Source organism: Microbacterium marmarense, assembly GCF_037204165.1.
GTDB lineage: Bacteria > Actinomycetota > Actinomycetes > Actinomycetales > Microbacteriaceae > Microbacterium > Microbacterium marmarense.
The window spans coordinates 209,545-224,241 of record NZ_JBBDGL010000003.1; the positions used below are offsets into that span (position 1 = coordinate 209,545).

The following is a 14,697-nucleotide window of genomic DNA, read 5'->3' on the forward strand; positions in this document are numbered from 1 at the left end:
GCGGCCACGCACCCTGGACTAGGAGATGGACACGAGTTTGTCGAGGTCGTCGGCGGGCAGTTCGTCTGCGGTGGCCATGACATCGAGACTCACCAGGTTGGTGCGCCCCGACATGATGTTGAGAAATGCCGTGTCGGCAGCATCGCGGCCGGTCGCAATGCGCACGAGCGATGACCTCGGTGCGAGCGTGGTGGCATCGACGACGCACCAGGCGCCGTCGACCCACGCCTCGGCGACAGCGTGGAAGTCCATGGGGTCGAGCCCAGGCGCATATACGGCCGCCAGTCGCGTAGGGATTCCCTTCGACCGCAACAGCGCGATCGTCAAGTGTGCGAAGTCGCGGCAGACGCCCTGACGAGATAGCAGAGTGCGCACCGCTCCATCGGTCGGCAAGCTGGAGCCGCTCACGTAGGCCAGATGCGTACCCACCCACGACGACACCGCCTTGAGCAGCTTGGCGGGGTCATCGATGCCCTCAAACTCGGCAAACGCCGTCGCAGCGAGTGCGTCAGACTCCGCATAGCGGCTGGGCCGTGAGTAGACGAGCAGGTCGGTATCGGTGGGTTCATCGGCTGCCCCAGCACCCGAGATCTCGGCGTGGTAATTCATCTCAAGGCGCCCCGCACCTGGCCGCACTCGCTTCAATCGAGTGCCCGACACATCAGCGAGTTCCTCGCTGTCGATAGCGGTGCCGTCGACGGTGACCTCGAAGCTTTCAGTCACCGGCTGGTAATGGTCTGAGACGGCGACGGCGAAGACGAGATCGGCGGCTTCGGTGACATCGAGCACAATGCGGCTGGTGACTTCCCTATTCATGCGGCAAGCATCCCACGGACTCACCGTCACTGTGTCTCGGTTGCGTAACTGCGCCGAGTGTGGTTGGCGAGATCGGCGGCGTGGCGCCAGCTAGTACGACGCTCGCTTCTCAGCAGATACCGCCGGCGTCCATCGAAGCGCCAACGATTCTGAAGCGCGAGCCAGCAGCGAGACGTCGGCGGCGACGGCGATAAAGTCCGCGCCCGCATCGACGTACGCCTGTGCCTGTTTTTCGGCGAAAGCATTCACTCCCACCGGCTTGCCCACAGCACGCACCGCAGCGAATGTCGATACGACGGCGGCGACGACATCAGGGTGAGTCTGCTGGCCGAGCAATCCCATCGACGCAGCCAGATCGCTGGGGCCGACGAATACGCCGTCGACGCCATCGACGGCAGCGATCTCGGCCGCCGCATCCACCCCTGCCGAAGTCTCGATCTGCACAAAGAGCGATACATGATCATCGGCATTCTCGAGATAGCCGTCGACACGATTCCAGCGCGCCGAGCGTGCCAGCGCCGATCCCACGCCGCGCTTGCCGCGAGGCGGATATCGCACCGCGGCAACTGCAGCGTGCGCTTCGGCTGCCGAAGAGATCATCGGTACGAGCAGGTTCTGTGCGCCGAGATCAAGCACCTGTTTGATGGTCACCGCATCGAGGCTCGCGACGCGCACCACGGGTGTGATCGGATAGGCAGCGACTGCGTGCAGGATGGCGAGCGTGGAACCCAGATCGACGGGGGAGTGCTCGCCATCGATCAGCATCCAGTCCATGCCCGATCCCGCGCAGATCTCGGCCGACACCGGCGAGGCTGAGCACACCCAGATGCCCGCGAGCGGGTGGTCGGCGTTCGCTAGTGCATCGCGGAACGTGGGAGCTAGTCGAAGCGGCATGTCAGTCCTGTCTTTGGCAGGGGCGAGCGGTGATCAGGCGAATCTGCACGTGATGGTGCCCATGGGGCCGTAGTCGCACAGCACGCTGTCGCCACGCTTCACCCACATCGGGCGGGTAAACGAACCGGCGAGGATGATCTCGCCAGCCTCGAGTCGCGCGCCGTGCTGGTGCAACTTGTTCGCCAGCCATGCGACGCCCGTAGCGGGATGATTGAGAACGCCCGCGGCAACGCCGGTCTCTTCGATCGTCTCGTTGCGGTAGAGAAGCGCCGACACCCAGCGCAGATCGATCTGGTCGGGCCGCATGGGTATTCCCCCGAGCACCATGCCGCCGTAGGCGGCGTTGTCGCTGATGGTGTCGACGATCGTGCGACCCTCAAGCTCAATGTGAGAGTTGAGCACCTCGAGCGCGGGCGTCACATACTCCGTCGCGCGCAGCACGTCGAAGAGGGTGCAGTGCGGTCCGGTGAGGGCTTCTTTCAGCACGAACGCCAGCTCTACTTCGATTCGCACGTTCGAGAAGTCGTCGTAGGGAATCACGGAACCGTTCGCCCACACGGTGTCGTCGAACATCACACCGTAGTCCGGTTCGCTGATGCCCGTAGCCTGCTGCATCGCCTTCGAAGTGAGACCGATCTTGCGCCCGACGAGGCGGCGCCCCGAGGCGACCTGCTGATCGCGCCACACCCCTTGGATGGCATATGAGTCGCCGATCGTCGCGTCGGGGTAGCGCGAGGTGATGCGTGGCATCACCGTGCGTGAGTCTGCGGCTTCGGCGAGCTCGCTCGCGAGCGCGGCGATCTGGTCAGCTGTCAGCATGTGGTCTCCTCGCTTCGACGTTACAGCTGGTGGCCGAGCTTGTACTCGCCCTGTTTGTACTCGGGCATGGAGTCTTCATCAGGACGCGTGTAGCTGAAGCCATCGGCGCCGATCGTGACGGCCATCTCGCTGCTATCGGTGCGTGCCACCACGGGCTGCGGATTGCCATCGAGATCGAGCACCAGCGATGCTTCGGTGTACCAGCTCGGAACGACGGGGTTGCCCCACCAATCGCGACGCTGGTTGTCGTGCACGTCCCAGGTGATGACGGGGTTGTCGGGGTCGCCGGTGTAGTAGTCCTGCGTGTAGATCTCTACCCGGTGTCCGTCAGGATCGCGCAGATAGAGGTAGAACGCGTTCGACACACCGTGGCGGCCGGGTCCACGCTCGATCGCGTCGGAGCGACGCAGGGCGCCCAATTTGTCGCAGATGGCGAGAATGTTGTGCTTTTCGTGCGTCGCGAAGGCGACGTGGTGCATGCGAGGGCCATCGCCGCCGGTCATGGCGGTGTCGTGCACGGTGGGCTTGCGTCGCATCCATGCCGCATAGACGGTTCCCTCGTCATCCTGGATGTCTTCGGTGACGCGAAAGCCGAGATCCTGCATGAACTTCACTGCGCGGGGTACGTCGGGGGTGACCTGATTGAAGTGGTCGAGACGCACCAGCTCTCCCGGGGTGTGCAGGTCATACCGCCACGAGAGCCGCTCCACATGCTCGGTCTGGTAGAAGAACTCGTACGGAAACCCGAGCGGATCGGTCACGCGCACCGAGTCGCCGATGCCGCTTACGAAGCCTTGCTCGCGACGCTCGATGCGGCATCCCAGCTCTGAATAGAACGCGACCGCCTTGTCGAGGTCTTCTGGGGCGCGCACGCGGTATGAGAATGCGGCGACGGCGGCGATGTCGCCCTTTCGCAGAATGAGATTGTGGTGAATGAACTCTTCGGTGGAGCGCAGGTAGACCGCTGAGTCGTCTTCTTCGGTGACATAAAGCCCGAGCACATCGACGTAGAACTCGCGAGAGGCGGCGAGGTCGGTGACGATGAGCTCCATGTAAGCGCATCGCAGAATGTCGGGCGGCGAGGCCGCGGGGGTCGCCACGGGGTTGGCCGAGTGGATCGGCGCCTCTTGCGAGACATAGAAACCGGAGGAGGTGAGGGTTTTGTCGGTCATATCAGCGTCCTTGCGTGAGAAAAAGAGAAGGGGAGGGATGCTGCGGCGGGATGAGTCGGCGCAGCATCCGGTTTTTGCGGCTTAGCCTTTGCCGAAGGTCGGGTTGTGCACTTTGCCGAGGGTGATATGCACCGCTTGCTGGTCGGTGTAGAAGTCGATCGAGCGGTACCCGCCTTCGTGCCCGAGGCCCGACGCCTTTACTCCGCCGAACGGGGTGCGCAGGTCGCGCACGTTGTTCGAGTTCAGCCACACCATGCCCGCTTCCACCGACTGCGAGAAGTTGTGAGCCCGCTTCAGGTCGTTGGTCCAGAGATAGGCGGCCAGCCCGTACTTGGTGTTGTTGGCCAGCGCGAGCGCCTCTTCATCGGTATCGAATGGCGTGATCGCAACGACGGGCCCGAAGATCTCCTCTTGGAAGATTCGCGCGTCGGGGGAGACATCGGCGAACACCGTCGGTGACACGAAGTTGCCTTCGTCAAAGCCGGCAGCGCGCCCGCCGCCGGCGACGAGGCGTGCCTCGCTCTTGCCGATCTCGATGTAGCTCATCACCTTGTCGTAGTGCTCGGGGTGAACCAGCGCGCCGACTTCGGTGGCGGGGTCATGCGGATAGCCCACGACAACGCGCTTTGCCTGGGCGGCATAGCGTTCGACGAACTCGTCGTAGATCTCGCGCTGCACAATGATGCGGCTGCCAGCAGTGCAGCGCTCGCCGTTCAGAGAAAACACTCCGAAGATCGTCGCGTCAATGGCCGCGTCGAGATCAGCGTCGGCGAAGACTACTGCGGGGCTCTTGCCGCCGAGCTCCATCGACAGACCCTTGAGATATGGCGCCGCGTTGCCGAAGATCAGCTGCCCCGTGCTGCTTTCACCGGTGAACGAGATGAGCGGAACGTCAGGGTGCTTCACGAGCGCATCGCCAGCGTCTTCGCCAAGGCCATTGACAAGGTTGAAGACTCCCTGGGGCAGGCCCGCTTCTTCGAAGATGCCGGCCCACAGCGACGCCGAGAGCGGGGTGAACTCGGCTGGCTTCAACACAACGGTGTTGCCGGTGGCGAGGGCGGGCCCGAGCTTCCATGACTCCAGCATGAAGGGGGTGTTCCACGGGGTGATGAGGCCCGCGACACCGATCGGTTTGCGGTTCACGTAGTTGATCTGGCGGCCGGGCACCTTGTAGGTATCATCGGCCTGCGCCACGATCAGGTCGGCGAAGAAGCGAAAGTTCTCCGCCGCGCGACGAGCTTGGCCGAGCGCCTGCGTGATGGGCAAACCCGAGTCGAAGCTCTCGAGCTCGGCCAGACGGGCGTCGCGCGCTTCAACGAGGTCGGCGATGCGGTGCAAGACACGACTGCGCTCGCGGGGCAGCATGCGCGGCCAGGGCCCCTCGTCGAACGCGCGGCGTGCGGCAGCGACCGCAAGGTCGATGTCGCTCTTCTTTCCCGCCGCCGCGCGCAGGTAGGGCTGGTTCGATACCGGGTCGAGTACTTCAAAGGTGTCGCCGTCGACAGAGTCGACAAACTCGCCGTCAATGTAGTGCTGAATGCGGGTGGGAAGATCCGCGGGCACATAGCGTGCTGCGTCGTGCGCTGTCGTGGTGTCAGTCATGATTTCCTCCGGGGGAGATGGTTAGAAGGCCGGCAGGCCGAGGGTCTCGTCGGGATGCTCGTGGATCATGTAGGCATCGAGGGTCGCTGATCGGTGACGACGGGCGGCCTTCTCGATCTCGCCGAGCGGTGCGCTGTTCTCGATGAGCTGCAGGATGTTCTCGTGCTCGCGCACCGACTCGGCAGCGCGACCGGGCACAAAGCTGAAGGTGGAATCACGCAAGTGCCCGAGTCGGCCCCACTCTGCTTCGACCAGCTCAAGCAGCCGGGGGTTCGCGCAGGTGGCGAAGAGCGTGGCGTGAAACTCTTGGTTCAGTCGGGTGAAGGCGCGCGGATCGAAGTGGTCGAGCGTCTCGACCATGAGTTCGTTGATGTCTCGTGCGCGACGGATGTCGTCCACAGTGAGGCGACGTGCGGCTAAGGCAGTGGCGGCGCCTTCGAGGATGCTGAGCGATTGCATGCTGAAGCGATACTGAGTGTCGTCAACCATCGATACGCGTGCACCGACATTGCGTTCGAAGGTGACCAGTCCCTCAGCTTCAAGCTGACGGATCGCCTCGCGCACCGGAACGACACTCATATCGAGCTCGCTGGCGATGCTGCCCAACACGAGTCGGTAGCCGGGAGTGAACTCCTGGCTCGAGATGCGCTCCTTGACCCAGTGGTAGGCCAGCTGGGATTTGCTCTTGGTGGATGCCGCGTTCATTGCGGCTCCTCGGTGTGGGCGGCTTCAAAGCGTGCCCGCCACTCAGCGTTCATCGGGAACAGGCCATCGAGTGCGTTGCCCTCGGCGACCCGTTCGGCAATCCACGCGTCTTCGTCTTCTTGCGTGAGGGCGGCATCTACGACCTCTTCGACGAGGCTCGGGGGAATCACGATGACGCCGTCGCGGTCGCCCACAATCACATCGCCAGGCTGCACCGTGGTGCCGCCGCAGCCGATGGTGACATCGAGATCCCACGGCACATGGCGCCGACCCAACACCGCCGGGTGCGCTCCCGCGGTGTATACCGGGATGCCCACCGCGGTCACTGCGTCGGCATCACGCACGCCGCCGTCGGTGACGATGCCCGCGGCGCCGCGCGCGTGCGCACGGATCGCCAGGATGTCTCCTAGAGTGCCTGACCCGGTCTCGCCGCGCGCCTCGATGACGATTATCTCGCCGTCGCCAACAGAGTCGAACGCGCGTTTCTGAGCGTTATAGCCACCGCCGTGCGACGCAAACAGGTCTTCGCGGTGAGGAACGAACCGAAGCGTCTTCGCGGTGCCAACCAGTTTGGCTTCGGGGTGCAGGGGGCGCACGCCATCGATGGTGACGTTGTTCAACCCACGCTTGCGCAGCTGAGCAGACAACCCGGCGACCGGCACGCGATGGAGTTTCTCGCGCAATTCGGCTGTGAGGGCTGGAGCCGGCGCAACCTCCGCGACGCCCGCAGCCTCGGCGGAGCCCCACGCTTCGACGCGTTGCTTTTCATCGACCGAGGGCAGCGAACCGAGAGATTCATCAAACGCAGTCTCGCCCTGCACTACTCGGGTCACGAGTCGTCCCGAGCTTGCGCCGGCCGCGTCGACACTCACCTCGACGATGTCGCCTGGTACGACCACCGACGAGCCTGCCGGAGTGCCAGCCAGAATCACATCACCCGGCTCGAGAGTGAAATGCTGGGAGAGATCGGCGATGATCTGCGTCAGCGGAAAGATGAGGCCCGCAGTCGTATCGTCCTGAGCCAACTCACCGTTCACCCACGTGCGTACGCGCACGGCTTCGGGGTCGACATCGCGAGCATCGATCAGCAGTGGTCCGATCGGGGTGTAGCCGTCACCACCCTTCGAGCGAACGTTGGAACCCTTGTCGTTTGCGCGCAGGTCGTAGAGCCCAAAGTCGTTGGCTGCGGTGATCGCGGCGATGTGGTTCCATGCCTCGGCGGTGCTGACATGACGAGCCGCAGTTCCGATGATGAGCGCTACCTCGCCCTCGAAAGCGAGCAGCTCGGTGCCCGCAGGGCGCTCGATCGTGCTTCCTGAGGCGGCGACGGAACTCGATGCCTTGAAGAAGTAGGACGGCGAAGCGGGTGTGCGGCCGCGCTGATCTGCTCGCGAGTTGTAGCTGAGGTGGACGGCGATGATCTTGCCCGGCCGCTGGGGGAGCGCGGCGAAACGGGCGTCGTCGAATGCGGGCTCGGACGGTGTGGTTTCGTTCATGAGCTCCCTCGCTCTTGCGTGATATCTGAAATCGTATATGATCGACGGCAGGCGAGCAAGTGCTCATTCTTGACCGCCCACCCCGCTGGTTCGAATGACGAAGGAGTCACCGTACGATGTCCGCTTCCCCCTCCGCGCCACAGGGCTTCACCCCCACGGGCACCATTGCCACGTCAGCCGACAGGCGACGCGTGGTGTTCGCGACAGTCGTTGGAACCACCGTCGAGTGGTACGACTTCTTCATCTATGCCGCGGCCGCTGGTCTGGTCTTCAGTCAGATCTTCTTTGAACCACTGGGCGCGCAGGCGGCATTGCTGCTCTCGTTCGCCACCGTGGGCCTGAGCTTCTTGTTTCGCCCGCTCGGTGCTTTCCTCGCGGGTCACTTCGGTGACAAATACGGCCGTCGTGTCGTGCTTGTCTTCACACTGGTGTTGATGGGCGGAGCGACCACTCTGGTTGGTCTGCTGCCTACATACGCGCAGATCGGCGTCGCGGCACCGATCCTGCTCGTGGCCCTGCGCATCCTGCAGGGAATCTCGGCCGGTGGCGAGTGGGGCGGCGCGGTGCTGATGGCAGTCGAGCACGCCCCGAAGGCCAAGCGCGGAATGTTCGGCGCCTCGCCGCAGATCGGCGTGCCGATCGGTTTGCTGCTCGCATCGGGAATCATGGCGCTGATGGCCGTGATCGCTCCGGGTGACGCGTTTATCGAGTGGGGTTGGCGCGTGCCGTTCCTGTTGTCGTTCATTCTGATCATCGTGGGCTACTGGGTGCGTCGTCATGTCGAGGAGAGCCCGGTGTTCACCGAGCTCGCCGAGCGCAAAGAGAAGACACGCATGCCCATCGTGCAGCTGTTCAAGAAGCACACCATGCTCGTTCTCATCGCCGCGCTGGTCTTCGCCGGCAACAACGCGGTCGGCTACATGACGACCGGTGGATACATTCAGAACTACGCAACAAACCCCGACGGACCGGTTGGGCTCGAGCGTGGACCCGTGCTGTGGGCGGTTGCTGCCTCGGCAGTCACCTGGTTGATCTCCACGTTCTTCGCTGGCTGGATCTCAGACAGACTGGGCCGACGCAACACCTACATCATCGGGTGGATTCTGCAGCTTGCGGGTGTCTTCCTGCTGTTCCCGCTTGTCAATGCCGGCAACATCATGTCGCTCTTCTTCGGGCTGGCGATCCTCACTATCGGCCTCGGTTTCACCTACGGCCCGCAAGCAGCGCTCTACTCGGAGTTGTTCCCAGCATCGATTCGATTCTCGGGTGTCTCGATCTCGTACGCCCTTGGTGCAATCCTCGGTGGAGCATTCGCTCCGACCATTGCCACCGCTCTCGTGCAGGCGACGGGATCGACCGACTCGGTGACGTGGTATCTCGCTGGGATGACCTGCATCGGGCTCGCGGCAACCCTGCTGCTGCGTGACCGTTCCGGCATTCCGCTCGGTCCGGATCACGAAGCTGAGCAGACCAAGAGCCCGATCTACGGGATGTCGCGGGCGTAGCCCTCGGCACCCGAGTCAAGTCGACCGAAGAAGGCAGCATGCAGTTTCACCACCACGGGTATGTGTCAGGCGATCCGCGCCTCCAGCCGGCCGCGGCGATCGGCACCGATCGCCCCGACCAGCTGCCGACCGAGATCGAGGTTCTCATCGTGGGCTCCGGCCCCGCGGGCATGCTGCTCGCAGCCCAGATGTCGCACTTTCCGTCCGTCTCGACGCGCATTATCGAGCGTCGAGGCGGGCGGTTGCCACTTGGCCAGGCTGATGGGATCCAACCGCGCAGCGTGGAGACGTTCCAGGCCTTCGGATTCGCCGAGCGCATCGTGGCCGAGGCGTACAACATCGCCTACATGAACTTCTGGGGGCCCGATCCCGAGAACCCACAGAACATCGTTCGCACCTCGCGTACCCCGGACTACGCCTACTCGATCAGCGAGTTTCCTCACTTGATCGTCAACCAGGCGCGGGTGCTCGACTACTTCGCAGAAGCTGCGGCGCAGGGTCCTGGGCGCATCGTGCCCGACTATGGCCTCGAGTTCGTGTCGCTCACCCGTCACGACGGCGAGGAGTACCCTCTCGAGGTGCGTGTGCGCTCTACGGCGGGTGAGCGAGAGGGCGAGGAGCACACCGTTCGGTGCAAGTACGTTGTCGGCTGTGACGGCGCTCGCAGTGGCGTGCGCGAGGCGATCGGTCGAAAGCACACGGGCAATAGCGCGGCGCATGCCTGGGGTGTGATGGATGTGCTGGTGAATACGGACTTTCCCGATTGGCGGACGAAATGCGCGATCAACTCTGCCGCGGGGAACATTCTCCACATTCCGCGAGAGGGCGGATACCTCAGCCGCATGTACATCGACCTGGGTGAGGTCGCAGCAGATGATGACCATCGCGTGCGCCAGACTCCGATTGAAGACGTCATAAGCAAGGCCAATGCGATTCTGCACCCGTACTCGATTGACGTGAAGCAGGTCGCGTGGCACAGCGTCTATGAGGTCGGCCACCGGGTCACCGACAAGTTCGATGATGTGCCGATGGGGGATGACCGCTCGCCGCGCGTGTTCCTGGCAGGTGACGCCTGCCACACGCACAGTGCGAAGGCCGGGCAGGGCATGAATGTGTCAATGCAAGATGGCTTCAACCTCGGGTGGAAGCTCGGCTCGGTGCTTACCGGGCTCAGCCCCGAGACTCTGCTGTCGACCTATTCCGCGGAGCGGCAACCGGTCGCGCAGCAGCTGATCGACTTCGACAAAGAGTGGTCATCGCTCATGGCGCGCAAGCCAGAAGAGATCACCGACCCGCAAGACCTCGCCACGCACTACCTCGCTACGGCGGAGTTTCCCTCGGGGTTCATGACCCAGTACGGGCCGTCGGCAATCGTGATGGATGCTGCGCACCAGCATCTGGCTGAGGGGTTCCCTCTCGGCAAGCGCTTCAAGTCGGCACGGGTGTCGCTCGTGTGCGACGGCAATGCGATTCATCTCGGCCATCACGCGACCGCAGATGGCCGTTGGCGCATCTATGCGTTCGCCGATGCGGCAGCCGCGGGGCAGGGCTCTCAGCTCTCGCGCTGGGCGGAGTGGGTTGCGAACGCGCCCGAGTCTCCGCTGAAGAAGTTCACCCCTTCGCAGAGCGATGTCGACGCGATCTTCGATATCAAGGTCATCTATCAGCAGTCGCCCGCTGAGGTCGACTGGAATGCCGTGCCCGAACTGTTTCGCCCGTGCACGGGTCCACTCGCCCTCACCGATTGGGAGAAAGTCTTCGCAGCCGGAGAAACCGACTGGAACGACGCAGACATCTTTGCCGAGCGCGAACTGTCGCGAGACGGCGTCGTCGTGGTCGTGCGTCCCGATCAATACGTCGCGGCCGTTCTTCCGCTGAGCGATCCTGCCGCACTCGCAGACTTCTTCGCGCCGGTCTTCGAGGGGTGAATCCCTGCGATCAGGAGTTCACGCGGATGATCTCCTGTTGGTAGGGCGCGATCACGTCGCCCGAGATTCGGCAGTCGAGCACGAGGAATCGTCGGGATGCCTCGGGCTCCGCGGTCCACGTGGTGAGCCTTTCGAGGTCGGCCATGGTGCGCACCACAACGCCCTCGGCGCCGACACCGCTGGCCAGCGCCGCGAAATCGACCTGAGGGATCATCATGGGTTCGCGGGCAAGTCCCTTTAATCCGTAGAGATTCACTTCGGCGCCATATGCGGCGTCGTTCCACACCACGGCAATTCCGCGGCCAGCAGCAACGCGCACGGCAGATTCGAGGTCAGCAAGCGCCATCAGGCCGCCGCCATCACCCGTGGTCAGAACGATTGTCGACTCGGGCCTGGCGAGAGCTGCACCGGGCACAGACGGCCAGCCGAGGCCGATCGATTGAAATGCGGTGCCGATCATCATCAGGCGGTCGGGCGAGGCGACTGGCCAGTACATGTTCGCCCAGCCGATGAAGTGGCCGCCGTCAGACACGACCACACGGTCCTGCGGAAGAAGTTCACCAATGCGGTTGGCCACGGTGCGGGGATCCAGGCGGCCGTCAGCGGCAACCGAGTCGCCCTGTTCGTAAGCCCGCAACGCGGCGATATCGATCGATTCGCGCCAACCGCTCGGCTCAGACTTGGCTTCGATGAGTTCGGTCACGAGTGTTTCGGCGACGCTGGCAGCATCCGCCCGAACAAACCCGGCAACGTGCGGATGGGTCGCTGTTGGCGCCACATCGACTTGGAAGACGCGTGTGCCGGGAGCGAATAGGTCGCCGAAGCGCATGGTGAACTGATTGAGCGACGCACCAAACACCACAGCGACGTCGGCTTCGCGCACGAGTTCCATCGCACCCTCAGCGCCGAAACCTCCGGTGACTCCGAGATCGAACTCGGGCCGCGGAAAGATGCCGCGGCCCAGGGCGGTAGAAGCCGTTACAGCCCCAGTGAGGTCGGCGAGGTGCCCGAGAGCGTCTCGGGCACCTGAGATCCACGCGCCGCGGCCCGCGAGCAGGAACGGGCGGCTCGCGGTAGCCAGCGCATCAGCGAGTTCGCGTACCGAGGCTTCAGCAAACGCTCCGCGCGGGGCGAGAGGTGCAGGCACGCGAGGATCGGGAGCGGCGGGAACGGGGCCAGCGTCGAGGGCGGCAACGTCGTAGGGGATCGCGAGAACGGTGGGAACGCGGTAGGTCAGCGCGTGCTCGATGGCGATCACAGTCGTGGCGGCGGCATCGGCGCGCCCCACCGTGTAGGTGCGCGCGCCGACGGCAGATGCCATTGCGATCTGGTCAACATCCCACGCGCGCGGGCCTGAGGTCGGTTCATCGCCGACGACCAGCACCAGGGGAACGTGAGCCTGCACTGCTTCGGCGAGTGCGGTCAGCGTGTTGGTGAAGCCTGCACCGTACGTAGCGGTGGCCGCAGCCAGTCGACCCGACGCTCGACAGAACGCGTCAGCTGCAACAACGCCGCCGGCCTCATGGCGCACGGCGGTGAACTGCGCTCGAGTCGATCGCTCCAGTGCGTCGAGAAAGTAGGCGTTGCCGTTGCCCATCACACCGAAGACATGGTCGACGTGGCGGCCGAGGGTGAGAGCGACGTGGGCAGAAACGGTGGTCATAGGAACAGTGGGCATGACAAAGCCTTTCGAGACGACGGAGCAGAGATTCCGTATGTGTCTCGCGTTCGCTTTCAAGCGTCGGCTGCGTGCCCCTTTTCCGAGCACCGGCGGGGGAATACACCGCTGGACACTTTGAGTATATGCGCGCGAGCCGATGCGTGTCGCTGGCATGATCGAAGAATGAAGACGATTCAGTTGCGCCGCTATGCCCTTGTTGACGGAGAGTACGACGCATTCGTCGCCTGGTGGCAGGGTTGCATGCCCGAGGTTCGCCCCGCGGCGGGCTTCACCATCGAGTTCGCCTACGGACTGCGCGAATCGAACGAGTTCGTGTGGGCGGTGAGCATCGAGGGAACCAAAGAAGAGTTCCTCGCGCTCGAAGAGGTGTACGTCGCTTCCGCAGCTCGAGCGGCGGCATTCGAGGGCGTTCCGCAGCGAATCGCCCACTACGACATTGCGCTCGTCTCCGAGTCGTACTAGCGGCCTCCGCAGAGGCGAACGGGTAGCGCCATCTGTACATCACGTATATCGGGGTGAGTGCGCAATCCCGGCAGAATGGGACCGTAGGCGACCGCCGTTCGCTGCGGCATCCGATTGATGAAGGGGTCTCGAATGACTGACAACCGTGAAACCGATCTGCTGGCAGCCGTTCCCGACTCGCTGTTCATCGGCGGAGACTGGCGGCCTGCCGCTAGTGGCAACACACTCGAGGTCTTTGACCCGGCGACGGGCCTCGTCGTAAAAGAGATCGCCGATGCCGGTGTCGACGACGGCAAGGCAGCCATGAATGCTGCTGCCGATGCCTTCCCGGCGTGGGCGGCGATACCAGCGCGAGAGCGCGGCGAGATTCTGCGTCGTGCGTTCGACCTGCTGCAGGAGCGCAAAGAGGACTTCGCCCTTCTCATGACCATCGAGATGGGCAAGCCGCTGGCAGAAGCCCGAGGTGAAGTGGCCTACGGCGGCGAGTTCCTGCGTTGGTTCAGCGAAGAGGCAGCGCGGGTGCAGGGCAGGTACGCTGCAAACCCCGAGGGCACTGGTCGCATGATTGTGACGCAGCATCCGGTCGGGCCGTGCTTCCTCATCACGCCGTGGAATTTTCCGCTGGCCATGGCTACCCGCAAGATCGCGCCGGCGCTCGCCGCAGGCTGCACGGTCGTGATCAAACCGGCCGAGCTGACACCGCTGACGACCCTTTACTTTGTGAAGCTGCTCGAAGATGCCGGTCTGCCCAAGGGGGTTGTCAACGTCTTCACGACCTCGACATCGGGCGCTGTTTCGGAGCCCATCATTCGCGACCCGCGGTTGCGCAAACTGTCGTTCACCGGTTCGACGGGTGTCGGTCAGAAGCTGCTCGAACAAGCTGCCCATGGGGTGCTTCGCACCTCGATGGAACTCGGTGGCAATGCACCGTTCGTGGTGTTCGACGATGCCGATCTCGACAAAGCGGTTGAGGGTGCGATGCTCGCCAAGTTCCGCAATATCGGTCAAGCCTGCACTGCGGCAAACCGCTTCATCGTCCACCGTTCCGTTGCCGAAGCGTTCGCGCGACGTGTCACCGAGCGAGTCGAAGGTTTCGCAATCGGCCGAGGTACCGAAGAGGGGGTCACCATTGGTCCGCTGATCGATGACCGTGCGGTCGCAAAGGCGAAATCGCTCGTTGAAGACGCCGTCTCACGCGGCGCACAGCTCAAAACCGGCGGCAAGGCAGTCGATGGCCCGGGCACCTTCTATGAGCCGACCGTTGTGACAGATGTGCAGCCCGGCAGCGACATTCTGCGTGAAGAGATCTTTGGGCCGGTGCTGGCGATTGTGCCTTTCGACACCGAAGATGAAGCGGTGAGCATCGCGAACGACACGGAGTACGGCTTGGTGTCGTACGTCTTCACCGAAAGCCTGTCGCGTGGACAGCGCATGATCGACAAGCTCGAGACCGGCATGATGGGCCTCAACGTCGGCGTGGTGTCGAATGCCGCAGCGCCCTTTGGCGGGTGGAAGATGTCAGGCCTCGGGCGCGAGGGCGGGGCTGAAGGCATTCACGAGTACTTGCAGACCAAGTACACGCTGACACCCAACCCGCACGCCTAGCTGCGCACGTCT

General features: G+C 63.7%; 12 protein-coding genes. 4 read left to right on the plus strand and 8 right to left on the minus strand.

Annotated elements, in window-relative coordinates; translation table 11 throughout:
- Positions 1-18: 18 nt before the first annotated feature.
- The 7 genes from WDU96_RS11260 to WDU96_RS11290 all read right to left on the minus strand — a co-directional run bounded on the left by WDU96_RS11260 (position 19) and on the right by WDU96_RS11290 (position 7,504).
- A complete protein-coding gene (locus WDU96_RS11260; RefSeq protein WP_337338610.1) occupies positions 19-816 on the minus strand; it encodes a transglutaminase-like domain-containing protein in 798 nt (265 codons plus the stop codon).
- A gap of 90 nt (positions 817-906) precedes the next feature.
- On the minus strand, positions 907-1,710 hold the full coding sequence (locus tag WDU96_RS11265) for an HpcH/HpaI aldolase family protein (RefSeq protein WP_337338611.1): 804 nt from the start codon (positions 1,708-1,710) through the stop codon (positions 907-909).
- 33 nt (positions 1,711-1,743) lie between these two features.
- Complete coding sequence (gene hpaH, locus WDU96_RS11270) at positions 1,744-2,529, minus strand: 2-oxo-hept-4-ene-1,7-dioate hydratase (protein ID WP_337338612.1); 786 nt, start codon at positions 2,527-2,529, stop codon at positions 1,744-1,746.
- A 20-nt stretch (positions 2,530-2,549) separates the two neighbouring features.
- On the minus strand, positions 2,550-3,701 hold the full coding sequence (gene hpaD / locus WDU96_RS11275) for a 3,4-dihydroxyphenylacetate 2,3-dioxygenase (protein WP_337338613.1): 1,152 nt from the start codon (positions 3,699-3,701) through the stop codon (positions 2,550-2,552).
- Positions 3,702-3,782: 81 nt separating this feature from the next.
- Positions 3,783-5,303 carry a 5-carboxymethyl-2-hydroxymuconate semialdehyde dehydrogenase gene (gene hpaE / locus WDU96_RS11280; RefSeq protein WP_337338614.1) on the minus strand — a complete coding sequence of 507 codons (1,521 nt, stop codon included), beginning with the start codon at positions 5,301-5,303 and terminating at the stop codon, positions 3,783-3,785.
- Between the two features lie 21 nt (positions 5,304-5,324).
- Entirely contained in the window at positions 5,325-6,008 is a 684-nt protein-coding gene (locus WDU96_RS11285) for a GntR family transcriptional regulator (RefSeq protein ID WP_337338615.1), read from the minus strand.
- A complete protein-coding gene (locus WDU96_RS11290) occupies positions 6,005-7,504 on the minus strand; it encodes a fumarylacetoacetate hydrolase family protein (RefSeq protein ID WP_337338616.1) in 1,500 nt (499 codons plus the stop codon). The genes WDU96_RS11285 and WDU96_RS11290 overlap by 4 nt, the downstream gene beginning before the upstream one ends.
- A 116-nt stretch (positions 7,505-7,620) precedes the next feature.
- Here WDU96_RS11290 and WDU96_RS11295 point away from each other — a divergent pair, with 116 nt between their 5' ends.
- Both WDU96_RS11295 and WDU96_RS11300 read left to right on the plus strand, forming a co-directional pair.
- Entirely contained in the window at positions 7,621-9,009 is a 1,389-nt protein-coding gene (locus WDU96_RS11295) for an MFS transporter (RefSeq protein WP_337338617.1), read from the plus strand.
- Between the two features lie 38 nt (positions 9,010-9,047).
- Complete coding sequence (locus tag WDU96_RS11300; protein ID WP_337338618.1) at positions 9,048-10,937, plus strand: FAD-dependent monooxygenase; 1,890 nt, start codon at positions 9,048-9,050, stop codon at positions 10,935-10,937.
- A gap of 10 nt (positions 10,938-10,947) precedes the next feature.
- On the opposite strand, the gene WDU96_RS11305 is transcribed toward WDU96_RS11300, so the two are convergent.
- Positions 10,948-12,600, minus strand: coding sequence for a thiamine pyrophosphate-binding protein (locus WDU96_RS11305; protein WP_337338683.1), 1,653 nt, complete (start codon positions 12,598-12,600; stop codon positions 10,948-10,950).
- Between the two features lie 180 nt (positions 12,601-12,780).
- On the opposite strand from WDU96_RS11305, the gene WDU96_RS11310 reads away from it, so the two are divergent.
- Together WDU96_RS11310 and WDU96_RS11315 are read left to right on the plus strand one after the other, a co-directional pair.
- Positions 12,781-13,080 carry a hypothetical protein gene (locus WDU96_RS11310; protein WP_337338619.1) on the plus strand — a complete coding sequence of 100 codons (300 nt, stop codon included), beginning with the start codon at positions 12,781-12,783 and terminating at the stop codon, positions 13,078-13,080.
- A gap of 132 nt (positions 13,081-13,212) precedes the next feature.
- Positions 13,213-14,685 carry an NAD-dependent succinate-semialdehyde dehydrogenase gene (locus WDU96_RS11315; protein WP_337338620.1) on the plus strand — a complete coding sequence of 491 codons (1,473 nt, stop codon included), beginning with the start codon at positions 13,213-13,215 and terminating at the stop codon, positions 14,683-14,685.
- The last annotated feature ends 12 nt before the right edge of the window (positions 14,686-14,697 follow it).